The sequence below is a fragment of the Marinactinospora thermotolerans DSM 45154 genome, assembly GCF_900167435.1.
Taxonomy (GTDB): Bacteria; Actinomycetota; Actinomycetes; order Streptosporangiales; family Streptosporangiaceae; genus Marinactinospora; species Marinactinospora thermotolerans.
In genome coordinates this window covers 13,535-27,708 of the sequence record NZ_FUWS01000009.1, presented here as the reverse complement: position 1 = coordinate 27,708, position 14,174 = coordinate 13,535, and the positions used below count along the sequence as shown (strand labels likewise).

13 protein-coding genes are annotated in these 14,174 nt (G+C 72.1%); 6 read left to right on the top strand and 7 right to left on the bottom strand.

What is annotated here, in order from left to right:
* The first annotated feature begins 23 nt into the window (after nt 1-23).
* Nucleotides 24-647 carry a TetR/AcrR family transcriptional regulator gene (locus B5D66_RS16300; protein ID WP_078762621.1) on the top strand — a complete coding sequence of 208 codons (624 nt, stop codon included), beginning with the start codon at nt 24-26 and terminating at the stop codon, nt 645-647.
* 104 nt (nt 648-751) lie between these two features.
* Here B5D66_RS16300 and B5D66_RS16295 read toward each other — a convergent pair whose 3' ends face one another.
* Nucleotides 752-994, bottom strand: a complete 243-nt coding sequence (locus tag B5D66_RS16295; protein WP_078762620.1) for a hypothetical protein — start codon at nt 992-994, stop codon at nt 752-754.
* 747 nt (nt 995-1,741) lie between these two features.
* Nucleotides 1,742-2,446, bottom strand: a complete 705-nt coding sequence (locus B5D66_RS16290) for a ferritin-like fold-containing protein (RefSeq protein ID WP_078762619.1) — start codon at nt 2,444-2,446, stop codon at nt 1,742-1,744.
* A gap of 541 nt (nt 2,447-2,987) precedes the next feature.
* Here B5D66_RS16290 and B5D66_RS16285 point away from each other — a divergent pair.
* Both B5D66_RS16285 and B5D66_RS16280 read left to right on the top strand, forming a co-directional pair.
* Nucleotides 2,988-4,502, top strand: a complete 1,515-nt coding sequence (locus B5D66_RS16285) for a DEAD/DEAH box helicase (protein WP_078762618.1) — start codon at nt 2,988-2,990, stop codon at nt 4,500-4,502.
* Between the two features lie 84 nt (nt 4,503-4,586).
* Nucleotides 4,587-5,468, top strand: a complete 882-nt coding sequence (locus B5D66_RS16280; protein ID WP_078762617.1) for an alpha/beta fold hydrolase — start codon at nt 4,587-4,589, stop codon at nt 5,466-5,468.
* A gap of 47 nt (nt 5,469-5,515) precedes the next feature.
* Here B5D66_RS16280 and B5D66_RS16275 read toward each other — a convergent pair whose 3' ends face one another.
* From B5D66_RS16275 to B5D66_RS16260, 4 genes are all read right to left on the bottom strand, one after another.
* Entirely contained in the window at nt 5,516-6,316 is an 801-nt protein-coding gene (locus B5D66_RS16275; RefSeq protein WP_078762616.1) for an MBL fold metallo-hydrolase, read from the bottom strand.
* A gap of 173 nt (nt 6,317-6,489) precedes the next feature.
* Nucleotides 6,490-7,350 carry a PHP domain-containing protein gene (locus B5D66_RS16270; protein ID WP_078762615.1) on the bottom strand — a complete coding sequence of 287 codons (861 nt, stop codon included), beginning with the start codon at nt 7,348-7,350 and terminating at the stop codon, nt 6,490-6,492.
* Between the two features lie 47 nt (nt 7,351-7,397).
* A complete protein-coding gene (locus B5D66_RS16265; RefSeq protein ID WP_078762614.1) occupies nt 7,398-8,057 on the bottom strand; it encodes a DUF6758 family protein in 660 nt (219 codons plus the stop codon).
* A gap of 53 nt (nt 8,058-8,110) precedes the next feature.
* Nucleotides 8,111-9,334: a CPBP family intramembrane glutamic endopeptidase gene (locus B5D66_RS16260; protein WP_144390172.1), complete on the bottom strand. Its 1,224-nt coding sequence runs from the start codon at nt 9,332-9,334 to the stop codon at nt 8,111-8,113.
* A 231-nt stretch (nt 9,335-9,565) separates the two neighbouring features.
* Here B5D66_RS16260 and B5D66_RS16255 point away from each other — a divergent pair, with 231 nt between their 5' ends.
* The 3 genes from B5D66_RS16255 (at nt 9,566) to codB (ending at nt 12,658) form a co-directional block, all read left to right on the top strand.
* Nucleotides 9,566-10,705, top strand: coding sequence for an Mrp/NBP35 family ATP-binding protein (locus B5D66_RS16255; protein WP_078762612.1), 1,140 nt, complete (start codon nt 9,566-9,568; stop codon nt 10,703-10,705).
* Between the two features lie 223 nt (nt 10,706-10,928).
* Entirely contained in the window at nt 10,929-11,390 is a 462-nt protein-coding gene (locus tag B5D66_RS16250; RefSeq protein ID WP_144390171.1) for a nucleoside deaminase, read from the top strand.
* Complete coding sequence (gene codB, locus B5D66_RS16245; RefSeq protein WP_078762610.1) at nt 11,387-12,658, top strand: cytosine permease; 1,272 nt, start codon at nt 11,387-11,389, stop codon at nt 12,656-12,658. Before B5D66_RS16250 ends, codB begins: the two co-directional genes overlap by 4 nt.
* A 903-nt stretch (nt 12,659-13,561) precedes the next feature.
* On the opposite strand, the gene B5D66_RS16240 is transcribed toward codB, so the two are convergent.
* Entirely contained in the window at nt 13,562-14,161 is a 600-nt protein-coding gene (locus B5D66_RS16240; RefSeq protein ID WP_078762609.1) for a hypothetical protein, read from the bottom strand.
* Nucleotides 14,162-14,174 lie beyond the last annotated feature (13 nt).

Genomic DNA, 14,174 nt, shown 5'->3' with positions numbered 1-14,174 from the left:
CGACCAGTTCGGAGAGTGTGGGTGTGACAGCTCCTTCAGACGCCCGTCCGAGGGGAACCCGGCTGCCTCGGGTCGCGCGCCGCCGCCAGTTGCTGGCCGCGGCCCAAGAGGTCTTCGTCGCCCAGGGCTACCACGCCGCGGCGATGGACGAGATCGCCGAGCGCGCCGGAGTGAGCAAGCCGGTCCTCTACCAGCACTTCCCGGGCAAGCTGGAACTCTACCTCGCCCTTTTGGAGCAGCACTCCGAGGCGCTCGTGGAGAAGCAGCGCGAGGCGTTGGAGTCCACCGACGACAACCGCCAGCGCGTCATCGCCAGTTTCCGGGCCTACTTCGACTTCGTCGCGGGCGAGGGCGAGGCGTTCCGGCTCGTGTTCGAGTCGGACCTGCGCAACCTGCCCGCGGTCCGGGAGAAGACCGAGCAGACGCTCTTGCAGTGCGCGGACCTGATCGGCGCCGTCATCCGGCAGGACACCAGCATCTCCGACGACGAGGCGCACCTGCTCAGCGTCGGTCTGGTCGGCCTGGCCGAGACCAGCGCCCGCTACTGGCTGAGCAAGTACGGAACGATCCCCAAGGAGGCGGCCGAGCAGCTCATCGCCCGGCTGGCGTGGCGGGGGATCAGCGGCTGGGACCTCACCCGGGAGTGACGGCCCGGACGGTCGGGGCGACCGCGTCGAGGGCGCGAGATCGATGAGGGCGGGGCCAGGGGCTCCGCCCTCGGCTTATGTCCCCGGGAGGGCGTGGTGGGGGCCTACAGGAACTCCTCGGCGTTGACCTCGTCCCGGGACAGCCGGTCGATGCGTCGGACCACGAGCACGATGAGCGTGAGCAGTCCGAGGAAGGACAACCAGAAGGCCAGGCTGGTCACACCACTGAGGATCATGACGACCAGAGTGATGACCGCCAGCACGGCGAAGAGGGAGAAGTCGACGCGATCCTGGTAGATCACGACGCTGAGCGGTGGACGCGCCGCCCCATGCCGGCCGCTCCTCATGTGCTCTTCCTTTCTCGCGGCACCTTGACGGCCGCGTTTTTGGTCACGGGGCGGGTCCCCTGATTCGTTCGAACGGGTCGGGCGCGTCGATCGCGCCGCCCGATGTGCTCCGCTGCACTCACGCGGGGACACGCGGCGGGCACACTCCAGATACGGCTCAGAGTACGCCCGGCGGGCGGGTCCCCGTGATCACCTCGCGGATCGCCGAAAACGCGGCACTCGGCGGTCCCGCCGAGAGCGCAACCAACTTAGCGGACGAATCCCCGTTCCCCCGCCACTCGGGGATCGGCGAACGTGGGCGGGCCCGTCCGTCCGCCGGCCTCGGTCCTTGAGGGGAGGGCGGGCCGAAACGGTGGACCCGGGTGTCCCCCGGGTCGGGGGAGAGGGCCGTGGCCGCCTCGGGCGGCGGGGCGGCGACGCGGGGCGCGGCACCGGACCGCGAGGCGCGGCGGGGGACCGATGTCGGTCCTGAGGGCCGGAAAGCCGGTCGCCGGACCGGATTCCCGCGGAGGCCGAAGCGGCGGACGCTCGGCGACGGACCCACAAGACATTGTGAGGAACCTCGAAGCGGACGTGGCCGGAGGGAACGGAGCCGACTATATATCGGAACCCGTGGTGCCAAGGGCGGTGTGACGGATCGGACAGCACCGGGTGCGGGTACCGCGCGGGGCCGTCCCGTCCGTGGCGCCTCGCGGCCTCTGAAGGGGTCAACACCGCCGGGGGTGCTGGAATTCCCGCCGGCCCGTCTCAGGCGGACAGGCCCATCGCCTTGACCCGCGCGGCGTGGGCGTCGGTGATCCGGGCGAAGACCCTGCTGACCGACGCCAGGTCGCTGTGCGAGTCCGTCTCGTCCTCGGCCGCCAGCAGCGCGGCCAGTTCGGGCCGCTCGGTGGCGACGCGCTGGGCCTGGCTGAGCGCCTCGCCCACCAGGCGCCTGGCCCACAGCGCGAGCCGGCCGGCCAGCTTGGGGTCGTCGGCGACGGCGGCGCGGACCTTCGCGGCGACGAACTCCGCGCGGCCGGCCTCCGACAGGACGCCGTGCACGAGGTCGCGGGTCTGGGCGTCGGTGAGCTCGGCGACCTGGCGGTAGAAGTCGCCGGCGATGCCGTCGCCGACGTAGGCCTTCACCAGGCTCTCCAGCCAGTCCTGCGGCTCGGTCCGGGCGTGCCAGGCGTCCAGCGGGGCGACGAAGGGGCGCATGGCCTCCTCGGGGTCGGCCCCCAGTTCCCTCAGCCGGTCGCGCAGCATCCGGTAGTGGCCGTACTCGGTGGCGGCGAGCCCGGCGAGCTCGCCCTTGTCGACGAGCGTGGGGGCCAGTTCGGCGTCGTCGGTCAACCGGAAGAAGGCCACGAGCTCGGCGTAGGCCAGCAGGCCGAGCAGGTCGAGGACCGCGCCGCTGGCGCGGGAGCCGTCGGTGGGAGCCGGAGAACCGGACGCGGAACCGTTGGTCATGGGTGCAGCCTATCGGCCGGCCGACACCGCCCTCGGCCGGGAGCTCACGGGCACCTGGACGTCCAGCCCTGCGGGCGGGACTAATCGGGGCCGCCGCGTCGTTGCCTGTCATGAGACCGCGGGGGCCGTCCCGGACTCGCGGTAAAAGCGGCATATCCAGCGGCAGAGCCCTCAGGATAGACTCAGCCCTGTGACCGGCACCGGCTGGTCACCGCGCGGAGTCCCCCGCTGCACACGAGCACGCGAAGGTCGCGGAACCCGGCACGGGGCCGACCCCGCGGTGCCCCCGACACCCGGGACCCACAGCGCGGCGTGCCGCCGCGCACGACGACAACCCAGCGGACGACCCCGCATGCTGATCGCAGACCACCACCTGCGGCGCCCGTGGACGTGAGGCCGCGCCACCGCCTTCCGGCTGGCCCGGAATGCGTGAGCAGCGCCGTACCTCCCTTCTGAGGGGTCCACACCAGGCGCCCGGCTCGCCGGCGGGACGGTCCGCGCACGTTTCAGGCCATTCAGCACCCTGTGCGGCCCGCCCAAGATGGAGGCACGAGCCCTGACCAGCACACAGAACACCACACAGACCAAGCGGACATTCCGTGATCTCGGCGTCGCCGACGACATCGCCGACGCCCTTGAGGCCGAGGGCATCGTCGAGCCCTTCCCCATCCAGTCCCTCGCCCTCCCCCTGGCGCTGACCGGTACCGACATCATCGGCCAGGCCCGCACCGGCACCGGCAAGACGTTCGCCTTCGGCATCCCGCTGCTCCAGCGCTGCCAGGAGACGCCCGGGACGTCCAAGCGTCCCCGCGCGCTCGTCGTGGTCCCCACCCGCGAGCTCGCCATCCAGGTCGCCGCCGACCTCGCCACCGCCGGCAAGCGCACCGGCGCCCGCATCGTCACCGTCTACGGCGGTCGCGCCTACGAGCCCCAGATCTCCGGTCTCAAGAGCGGCGTGGACGTCGTCGTCGGCACCCCGGGACGGCTGCTCGACCTGGAGGGCCAGGGCCACCTGGTGCTGGACGGCACCGCGGCGCTGGTGCTCGACGAGGCCGACAAGATGCTCGACCTCGGCTTCCTGCCCGACATCGAGCGCATCCTGAACAAGGTGCCGCAGGAACGGCAGATCATGCTGTTCTCGGCGACCATGCCCAGCGAGATCGTCGCCCTGTCGCGCAAGTACCTGCGCCGCCCCACCCACGTGCGCGCGGGCGACGACGACGAGCCCGAGGGGCGCCGCACCGGCGGCATCGACCAGTACGTCTACCGCACCCACCAGATGGACAAGCCGGAGATGCTCGCCCGGCTGCTCCAGGCCGAGGGCCGCGGCCTGACCATGGTGTTCTGCCAGACCAAGCGCGTGTGCGACCAGGTCGCCTCGACGCTGAAGGAACGCGGGTTCGCCGCCGCGGCCGTCCACGGCGACCTCGGGCAGAGCCAGCGCGAGCGGGCGTTGCGCGCGTTCCGCAACGGCAAGATCGACGTCCTGGTCGCCACCGACGTCGCGGCGCGCGGGCTGGACGTCGACGACGTCACCCACGTGGTCAACTACGAGTGTCCCGACGACGAGAAGACCTACACCCACCGGATCGGCCGCACCGGCCGCGCCGGCCGCTCGGGGACCGCGGTGTCGTTCATCGACTGGCGCGAGATCGCGCGCTGGAAGCTGATCAACAACGCCCTGGGGCTGTCCTTCGGCGATCCGGCCGAGACCTACTCCACCTCCGACCACTTCTTCTCGGACCTGCGCATCCCCGCCGGGACCAAGGGGACGCTGGCCAAGGAGCGGCGCGAGCGCGCGGGGCTGGAGGCCGAGGAGGTCGAGGACATCGGCGACACCGGGCGTCCCCGCCGCGACCGCGCGGAGGAGTCCCCGCGCCGGGGCCGCTCCCGTAACCGGCGGCGCACCCGTGGCGGCTCCGGCGCGGAGCGTCCCGCCGACTCCCCCGCGGCGGCCGAGCCCACCCCAGGGGACAACGAGGCCGAACGTCCGCGTCGGGTCCGGCGCCGCCGGCGCACCCGCAGCGGCGTCGAGGTCCGCAACGACCAGGACTGACCCCGGACGGGCGGGACGGCCGGAGGTTCTTCCCCCGGTCGCCCACGGCCCCCCGTGGCCATCGATCGTCTAGGGTGAATCGTCGTGAGTACGCCTCGGTTTCTGGACCTGCCGCCCGGAGTGCGGCGGATGGACGTCGCGACCCCGGACGGCCCGATCGCTGCCCTGGCGGCGGTCCCGGCCGCCGGCGGCTGTGAGTTCCAGGCCGCCGTCCTCGTCCCGGGGTTCACCGGCAGCAAAGAGGACTTCATCGCGCTGCTGCAGACGCTCGCCCAGGCCGGGCGGCGGGTGTACGCGATCGACCTGCCCGGCCAGTACGAGTCGCCCGGCCCCGAGGACCCCGCCGCCTACACCTGCGCGGCGCTGGGGCGGTGCGTCACCGATCTGATCCGGGCCCTGGACGAGGGCCCGGTCCACCTCCTCGGGCACTCCTTCGGCGGCCTGGTGACCCGCGAGACCGTGCTCTCGGGCGAGGTCCCGCTGCTCTCCTACACCGCGATGGGGTCGGGGCCCAGCGGGATCGCCGGCACCTCCGCGGCCAACGCGCGGGCGCTCATGGCGCTGCTCGGCGACTCCCCCACCTCGGAGGTGCTCGCCGCCATATGGTGGGAGCACTTCGACAGCCAGGCGCGTTCCAGCGTCCCCACCGAGGAGCTGTACGCCTTCCTGCGCGACCGCATGCTCGCCAACTCCCCGATCGGCCTGGTGCGCATGGCGCACGAGGTGACCAGCGCGGCCGACCGCACGGGCGAGCTCGCCGCCGTCGACCTGCCCAAGCTCGTGCTCTACGGCGAGAACGACGACGCCTGGCCGCCGCAGGTCCAGTCGGACATGGCCGAGCGTCTGAAGGCCCAGCGCGTCGTCGTGCCCGGGGCCGCGCACTCCCCCAACGTCGAGGCGCCCGAGACGACCGCGAGCGCCCTGACCGACTTCTGGAACTCGGTGGAGAAGACCCGCAAGCCGTGACCCGGCCCGCCACGGCCGCCCCTCGCCCTGGGACGGCCGTGGGGCCGTCAGTCGCCGGCGACCCAGCTGTCGAAGTTCTCCGACTCGGCCGCGACCGTGGTCTCCTCGCCGCTGGAGGGCAGCACGCGGGTCTTCGGGGGGAGTGACAGCAGGATCTCGCCCACCGAGGCGAGCTGGCGGGTGTAGTCGACGTAGCCGCCGCCCACGGTGCCCAGGTTGCCCGCGACCAGGGTGTCGCCGCTGAAGACGACGCCGAGCGAGGCGATGTAGTAGGAGACCGATCCGGGCGCGGTGCCCGGGGTCGGCAGGATCTCCACCTCCAGGTCGCCGACGTCGAGCACGCCGCCGCCCTCGACCTCCCAGTCGGGCTTGCGCTCGATCCCGTGGAGCTTGCGCCACGCGCGCAGTTCGCGGGCGTGCAGGGCGATGGGGGCCTCGTCGCGTTCGGCGACGGCCACGGCGCCGGCGATGTGCGGGGCGTAGCCGTTGGTGCAGGCCACGAGGTAGATCTCGCGGTCACCGACGGCTTCGAGGATCGCCTCGGCGTCGTCGGCCGGGTCGATCACGATGACGCCCTCGTCGTCGGCCGGGACGATCCAGGTGTTGGTGAGGACGTCGTGCTCCTCGCCGTCCACCTCCAGCTTTCCGGGGATCTCGACGCGCTGGATGGCGGGGGCGTCCTTCTCCGCCGTCTCCTTCGCGCTGTCGGTGGAGTCGGCCGTTGCGGCGGTGTCGGGGGTCTTCTCCTCGTCGCCCGCCTCCTCGACGGTCTCCGTCTCGGTGCCGCCCGTGCCGGTGACCTCCTCAGCCTGCTCGGCCTTCTTCTTGTCCTTCCGCTTCCAGAACACGGTGCCGACCCTTCGATTCCGTCTGACTATGACGTTGTGCGGGCCTATTGTCGCGGCCCCGCTGTGTAGATGTGTACCGTCCGGTTCGCGGCACATCAGCGTCGTGCCCGTTTCGTAAAGTCCGGATAAGTCACTGAATCGCCGACCGCGGGCGTCGGGACCGGGGCCGCGGATCAGCCCACGACGGGCGTGGCGCCGGTGGCCGGCGCGATCAGCTCGGCGTAGGCGTCCGGGTCGGTGGTGCACCGCCCCAGCCGGTGCCCGGTCAGGTCGCCATGGTCGTCGCTGGACCCGGTGACCACGAGCCCCAGCTCCGCCGCGCGGGCCCGCCAGCGGGCGCGCTCGGCCTCGTCGTGGGAGGGGTGGTCGGCCTCGATCGCGCCGAGCCCGGCCGCGGCCATGCGCTCCACCAGGTCGTCGGGGACGGCCCCGGTCAAGGCGCCCTCGCCGCGGGCGGGGTGGGCGAGCGCGCACACGCCTCCGGCCTCGCGCACCAGCCGCACGGCTCGCACGGGGTCCAGGGCGTAACGCGCGACGTAGGCGGGGCCTCCGGAGCCGATCCAGCGGTCGAAGGCGTCCTGGACGCTGTCGGCGGCGCCGGCCTCGACGATGGCGCGGGCGATGTGCGGCCGGCCGACGACGTCGTCGCCGTCGATGTCGCCGGCGATCTCGCGCACCCGTTCCCAGGTGACCCCGACCCCGGCCTCCCGCAGCAGCTCCACCATGCCGCGCGCGCGGCTCACCCGATCGTCGCGGATGCGGACGAGTTCGGCGGCCAGCCCGGGGTGGCGGGCGTCGAAGAGGTAGGCCAGCAGGTGGACCGAGGAGCCCTGGTGGGCGCAGGACAGCTCCATGCCGGGGACGAGCGTGAACCCCGGGGGCAGGTTCCCTGCGGCGTCGGGGATCCCGGCCACGGTGTCGTGGTCGGTGAGGGCGAGGACGTCCAGGCCGGCCGCGACGGCGTACTCGATGACCTCGGCCGGCGCGTCGGTGCCGTCGGAGACGGAACTGTGGGAGTGCAGATCGATGCGCATCGCAACGATTGTAGGGAGGGGGCGCGGCCGCGGGGAGGGGCCGGATTTCAGGGATTCATCGGGCGCAGCCGTCCGTCGAGGAAGGGCGACAGGGCGCCGAAGGGGGGTTCGAGCGCCGCTCCCCCGTCACGCCGGTCGCGCAGGTCGCGCACCGTGGACAGCTCGCACATCATGAGCCCGGTGTCGGAGGGGGCGAGCAGGAACCACATCCAGCTGGCCATGGCCTCGCCGACGTAGACCGCGCACTCCTTGCCCGCGTCGACGCTCCACAGGGCGATCTCGTGCCCGTCGTGGCGGACGTGATCGTGGGGAGGACCGGAGTCGAACCCGTCGCCGGGATCGGGGCCCTCCAGCCCGGCCAGCCGGGCGCCCAGCCCGATACCGGGGTCCTCGGCGACGATCAGGAGCTCGCCCACCCCGCCCAACGGAGCGGGGCCGGACAACGCGACCGCGACGGCCAGCGAACCGCTGCGCTCGTCACCGGCCTCGGCGAAACCGGTGATGACCCAGCCGCTGGGCAGCGGCCACGGCACCCACACGGGAACCTGCGCGGCCGACAGGACGAGTTCCAGCGACTCGGCCCCGGGCCGGCGAACGGGCTGCAACGGCGCCACGGGGCCGTGCAGGGGACAGTGCCACGCGCTCGTCCACACGCTGGGCGGGTGTACGGCGTGGCCACATCGGGGACACGACGGGTCAGCCTTCATGATCGAGGGAGGTGATACCCGGACGGTCCGACGGGAAAACACGTCCCCGCCGGTCAGCCGCCGTAACGGTGCCGGTGGTCCCGCCGCTCCTCGGTCTCGGAGGCGGCCGGGCGCAGCGCCCAGCCGGGCGATCCGGGGTCGGGGGCGGGCGAACAGGCGGGGTCGGGCGCGGGGGCGGAACCGGGAACCACGCGCCGCAGCCCGGCGCGGCGGGCCAGCCACACCACCACCAGGCAGTACACGACGAGCTGGGCCACGGTGCCGGCCAGGCTCTGCCAGCTCCCCGAGCCGCCGCTGGCGCCGAGCGTGCCCTCATAAGCCGAGATGCCCATGGCCGCGAGATTGTGCAGCACGTGCAGCGCGATCGGCGCCTCCAGCCCCCCGGTGTACCAGGCCAGCCAGGCCATGGCGACGCCGAAGCACAGCACCTCGGCCAGCGCCCAGGCGCTGTAGGTGTGCAACAGGGCGAACACCCCGCCGCTGACCAGGATCGCGGGCAGCGGGGACCGCAGCAGGCGGGTGAGGGGGCCTCCCCCGGGTCCGGGAGCCCCGTAGGAGCCGACCGCCTGCATCACGAAACCGCGCAGCGCGTACTCCTCGGCCGCCGCCTGGAAGGGCACCAGAAGCACGACCACCAGCAGCGCGCCGAGGAACAGCCGCGGTCCCACCCACTCGCCGACCAGCGGGCCGCTGACACCGGTCGCCAGGTACAGCCCGAAGCGGGCGGGCACCATCACCCCGACGACGAGGAGCGCCACCAGCGAACACGTCAGCAGCCACCTCACCCGCAGCCTGCCCTCGACCGAGGACAGCGTCCCGACCGGGCGCCACTGGACGAACCGGGCGATGAACATGACCACCGGGATCATGGCCGCCAGCAGGACGAGTTCGACGGCGAGGTCGGGGACCTCCGAGCCGAAGAAGACCGTCACGTCCAACGGCGCCCCGGCGACGACCGCGACCAGTTTGGCCGCGAGCACCAGCGGGATCTGGACGAGGAGATACAGCGCGACCGCCGCGACGACGGCCAGCGGCGGCACCCACCAGCGGAAGCGGGCGGTGCGGGCGAGACGGTGGTACGGGGTGCCGGGCGGCACGGACACCACCCGGGAACGGCGCACCCGCGCGGCCGGCGGGGGCGGCCACGCCCACACCGGGTCCCCCTCGGCTCCGGGCGGCCACGCCCAGGCCGGGGAGGACGGCTCGAACTCCGGACGATCGGGCCCTTCGGCTCCGGACGCCCAGGACGAACCCGGCGGTGGTGACACGTTTCCCATCGCTGCCGAGGTTACTAGCCGGTGGTGTATCGACCGTGTTAAGGCGCCGGACGCAACGGGCCGCCACGTGGCACACCGCCCCGGCAGCGCTCCCACCTGCCCCGGAGCAGGGCGGGAACTGTGGACCTTCCCCGGTGCCCCATCGGGAATACGCCTGTTGCGCGCGGGAACGCGCCCTCGCGCGCGGGTCTGCGGCCCACGGGCCGCCCCGACTTTCGTACCATTGAGTACATGTCCTCCACACCCACCACCGAGCAGGTGAACGCGGCCCTGGCAACGGTCCAGGACCCCGAGATCCGCCGTCCCATCACCGACCTCGACATGGTCAAGAGCGTCGAGATCGGCGACGACGGCGTCGTGAAGGTCGGCGTCTTCCTGACGGTGGCCGGTTGTCCCATGCGGGGACGCATCGAAAAGGACGTGTCCGAGGCCGTCGCCAAGGTCCCCGGTGTCTCCCGGGTCGCGGTGGAGCTCGACGTCATGAGCGACGAGCAGCGCAAGGCCCTCCAGACCAAGCTGCGCGGCGGGCAGGCCGAGAAGGAGATCCCCTTCGCCAAGCCGAGCTCGCTGACCAAGGTGTTCGCGGTCGCGTCCGGCAAGGGCGGGGTCGGCAAGTCGTCGGTGACGGTGAACCTCGCCGCGGCCATGGCCGCCCAGGGCCACAAGGTCGGCGTCGTCGACGCCGACATCTACGGCCACTCCGTGCCGCGGATGCTGGGCGTCTCCGACCGTCCCACCAAGGTCGAGGACATGATCCTGCCCCCGACCGCGCACGACATCAAGGTCATCTCCGTCGGGATGTTCACCCAGGGCAACCAGCCCGTCGTGTGGCGCGGCCCCATGCTGCACCGCGCGTTGCAGCAGTTCCTCGCCGACGTCTTCTGGGGCGACCTCGACGTGCTGCTGATGGACCTGCCCCCGGGCACCGGCGACATCGCCATCTCCGTCGCCCAGCTCCTGCCGGGCGCCGAGATCCTCGTGGTGACCACCCCGCAGCTCGCCGCGGCCGAGGTCGCCGAGCGCGCCGGCGCCATCTCCGCGCAGACCCACCAGCGGGTGGCCGGCGTCATCGAGAACATGTCCTACTTCGTCGCCCCCGGCAGCCAGGAGCGCACCTACCTGTTCGGCGAGGGCGGCGGCCAGGCCGTGGCCGACGGCCTCACCAAGGCGTTGGGCGCCAACGTCCCGCTGCTGGGCCAGGTGCCGCTGGAGATGGCGCTGCGCGAGGGCGGCGACGAGGGGAAGCCGCTGGTGCTGGACCAGCCCGACTCCGAGGCGGCCAAGGTGCTGCGCACGATCGCCGGCGAGCTGGTGGGCAAGCCGCGCGGCCTGTCGGGCCTGCAGCTGGGGATCAGCCCCGCCCGCCGCTAGACCGTTCTTCACGCGCGAGGCCGTCACCGCTGTGGGTGACGGCCTCGCGCGTGTCCGGGAACACACCCCCGACCGTCCATCTGACCTGGACATACGTATAGAGTCTTCGAGGCCGTTCGGGACTCGCGCCCGATTCGCCCTGTTGCCCTCGCGCCGGCGGGGTGGTCTCCTCGTCGCACGGAGGCCACACGTTCTTCCATCCCACCGTCGAATGGGGGCTTCCATGTCCGATTCCGCGCGGTACGCGCAGTGGTTGCAGATCGCCGTCGAGGAGGCCGAGGCGGGCCTGGCCGGCGGGGGCATCCCCATCGGCGCGGCGCTCATCGGCCGCGACGGCGAGGTCCTCGGCCGCGGCCACAACCGCAGGGTGCAGGACGACGACCCGTCCGTGCACGGCGAGACCGCCGCGTTCCGCAACGCCGGACGGCAGCGCTCCTACGCCGGCACCACCATGGTCACCACCCTGTCGCCGTGCTGGTACTGCAGCGGCCTGGTCCGCCAGTTCGGGATCTCCCGCCTGGTCATCGGCGAGGCCCGCACCTTCAGCGGCGGCCACGAATGGCTCGCCGAGAACGGCGTCGAGGTCGTGCTGCTGGACGACCCGGGCTGCGTGCGGATGATGTCGGACTTCATCGCCGCCAACCCGGCCCTGTGGAATGAGGACATCGGCGAGGACGGCGAATGACCGCCACCGCGCCGGAGGAGACCGTCGACCCCGACTACCCGGTCGAGCCGGTCCCCGTCCACGCGCGCAAGTCGCTGTTGTCGCTCAGCGTCGTCCTGGTCGGGTTCACCCTGTTCACGCCGACGATGCTGGCGGGCGCGCAGGTGGGCGCGGCCTTCCGGTTCGGCCCGCTCGTGGGCGTGCTCCTGCTCGGCTCGCTCGTGCTGGGGCTCTACGTCGGCGTGATCGGCTGGATCGGGGCGCGCACCAACCTGACCACCGTCATGATGTCGCGCTACTCGCTGGGCACCGGCGGCGCGAAGCTGGCGTCGCTGCTGCTCGGCGGAACCCAGATCGGCTGGTACGGCGTCTCCATCGCCACGGTCGGCCTGCTGACGGCCCAGGCCGCGGGCTGGGAGGGCGACCTGCCCGGACAGCTCGTCATGGTGGCGGCCGGCGCGGTCATGGGCGTCACCGCCTACATCGGCTACAAGGGCATGTACTGGCTGTCGGTCGTGTCGGTGCCGCTGCTGCTGATCCTCGCGGGCTGGGTGACGTGGCGGGCGTTCGCGGAGACGGGCGGCCTGGCCGGGCTCAACGCGGTCGAGCCCACGCAGGGCATGACCCTCACGGCGGCGATCACCGTCATCGTCGGCACGTTCGCCTCCGGCGGCACCCAGGCCCCCAACTGGTCGCGTTTCGCGCGGACCCCCTCCGCGGGGTTCTGGGCCTGCGTCGTCGCGTTCTTCGGCGGGCAGTTCCTCATGCTGTTCTGCGGGGCGATCGGCGCCCTCGCCTTCGGCGAGGGCGACTTCGTTCTCGTGCTGTTCCAGATGGGGCTGGTGGTCTGGGGGGTCGTCTTCCTGGTCGCGAACATCTGGACCACGAATGACAACGCCGCGTACGCCGTGGGAGTCGCGGGGGCGGAGATCTTCAACACCCGCTCCCGCAAGCCCTGGGTGCTCGTGTGCGTCGTGCTGGGAACCCTGCTGGCGGTGACCGGCATCTACGACCACCTCACCGCCTACCTCACCTGGCTGGGCATCCTCATCCCGCCGCTGGGCGGTGTCATCATCGGCGACTTCCTGCTGCGCCGGCGCGGCGAGCTGCCCGACGCCGCCACCCTGCCGGTGGCGCGCTGGGACGTCATCGCGGTCTACGCGGTCGCGTCGCTGGCGGCCTGGTGGAGCAACGAGGCCGGCTGGTTCGTGCCGCCGGTGGTCGGCATCCTCGTCGCCACGGGCGGCGCCCTGGCCCTCAGCGCCCTGTCCCGCCGCCGGACCGGCTGAGGCCGCTCCTCCCATCACATGCGAAGGGGCCGGGAAACCCCCGGCCCCTTCACCATGCCTCCCGCCGACCACGGCACAGGAGACCTCCCGCACTCGGGCCCCACCCGCACCGTCCCACGACCGGAGCCGCGGTCCCTCCAGGGATGATCAGCGACGTCCCACATCCGGCAGCGGCCGGACGCGCTCCCCCTGTTGCGATCCCTCTAGGGATGATCAGCGACCCAAGAGTAAAGTCGCAGGTCAAAGCCGTCTTACTGGTCTCTCCAGACCCCATTTTTGCAGCGGTCCGCCGGTAATGCATCAGCGCAGGTAGAAAGGCTGCGATGGTCCTTTTCAGGGCGGTGCTTTCAAAGGCCTTTTCCGTCATGAGAGGGCAGCAGGCGCCCCGCGAACATCTTCACGGAGACAGCCGAAGACTCCCCCGCGCGCCCAGGGCTTACGAAGGAACTCGCCTGCGTGTCATCGGGCGAGCCGGTCCATCCCCGCCTGCGCGGGGCTTACCGCGGACTCGAACACGTCGCCGCTGACGGCCGCGGTCCATCCCCGCGTGCGCGGGGCTTACGTGCGACGTGTGTGGCGGTCCGATGTACGTCGCGGTCCATCCCCGCGTGCGCGGGGCTTACGGATGGGGGAGGGGGAGGTGTGCACCTCAACGCCGGTCCATCCCCGCGTGCGCGGGGCTTACAGAAGATGACCTGCGGCTTTGCGGGCCGTTATCTCCGCTTTATAAATCCCGGGACCTGCCGGACCGGTCGGCGGACCGGCGCCGGTGGCCGTCATTCTGCCGGACGGTCGCCCCGTCCGGGGGCATGAGCCGGAAAAGGTCACGTGTGCGGCCGGTTCCCGTTTCCGGGACGCGATGACCGCCGAGAGGGGCGCGGGCGGCCCCGCCGGGCGAGGACGCTACGACCCTGCTCCCATGGAGATGGCGATCAGGACGACGGCCAGCACGACCAGCGCCACGACACCGGTCGTCAGGAGACCCAGCAGGTAGGGGTGCCGCTCGTACCACGGGACGATGCCCGGGTAGATCTTGGCCAGTTCTCCGGCGCTGACGGGACGGCCGGGGCCTTCGCAGGGCAGTCCGAGCGCGCCCACCAGCCGGTTGATGTCCTCGGTCGCGTAGTTGAGGCCGTACACCCGGAAAAGCACGTTGTCGTGGGCGTCGAGCAGGAACAGGGTGTCAGAGGCCCATCCCCGTGATGGGACGACGGTCGCGCGAACCACCCGCACGGCCTGGGAGCGTGGCCGGCGCTGCCGGAAGACCATCCCCTCCACGGCGATCTCGTACGGTGTCAGGACGATCCGGGCGTGGCGCAGATGCCCGATGACCACCGCGAACAGCACGATCCAGAAGACGACCGAGGCCAGGGCGACCTCCCAGCCGACGCGGAACGCGATGCTCACCGTCATGACCACGGCGATCACCGCCGAGACGGCCAGCTTCGTCCGTCCCGACCGGCGATCGGGCCGTAGCACGAGTTCGTCCCGTATTTGACGCATGCGGGCGCCACCT

Bases quoted from the DNA above. Each gene is read 5' to 3' on its own strand.
- B5D66_RS16270 (WP_078762615.1), bottom strand. From the start codon at position 7,350: ATGCGCATCGATCTGCACTCCCACAGTTCCGTCTCCGACGGCACCGAC.
- B5D66_RS16260 (WP_144390172.1), bottom strand. From the start codon at position 9,334: ATGGGAAACGTGTCACCACCGCCGGGTTCGTCCTGGGCGTCCGGAGCC.
- B5D66_RS16285 (WP_078762618.1), top strand. From the start codon at position 2,988: ATGGAGGCACGAGCCCTGACCAGCACACAGAACACCACACAGACCAAG.
- B5D66_RS16250 (WP_144390171.1), top strand. From the start codon at position 10,929: ATGTCCGATTCCGCGCGGTACGCGCAGTGGTTGCAGATCGCCGTCGAG.
- B5D66_RS16265 (WP_078762614.1), bottom strand. From the start codon at position 8,057: ATGAAGGCTGACCCGTCGTGTCCCCGATGTGGCCACGCCGTACACCCG.
- B5D66_RS16290 (WP_078762619.1), bottom strand. From the start codon at position 2,446: ATGACCAACGGTTCCGCGTCCGGTTCTCCGGCTCCCACCGACGGCTCC.
- B5D66_RS16240 (WP_078762609.1), bottom strand. From the start codon at position 14,161: ATGCGTCAAATACGGGACGAACTCGTGCTACGGCCCGATCGCCGGTCG.
- B5D66_RS16295 (WP_078762620.1), bottom strand. From the start codon at position 994: ATGAGGAGCGGCCGGCATGGGGCGGCGCGTCCACCGCTCAGCGTCGTG.
- codB (WP_078762610.1), top strand. From the start codon at position 11,387: ATGACCGCCACCGCGCCGGAGGAGACCGTCGACCCCGACTACCCGGTC.
- B5D66_RS16255 (WP_078762612.1), top strand. From the start codon at position 9,566: ATGTCCTCCACACCCACCACCGAGCAGGTGAACGCGGCCCTGGCAACG.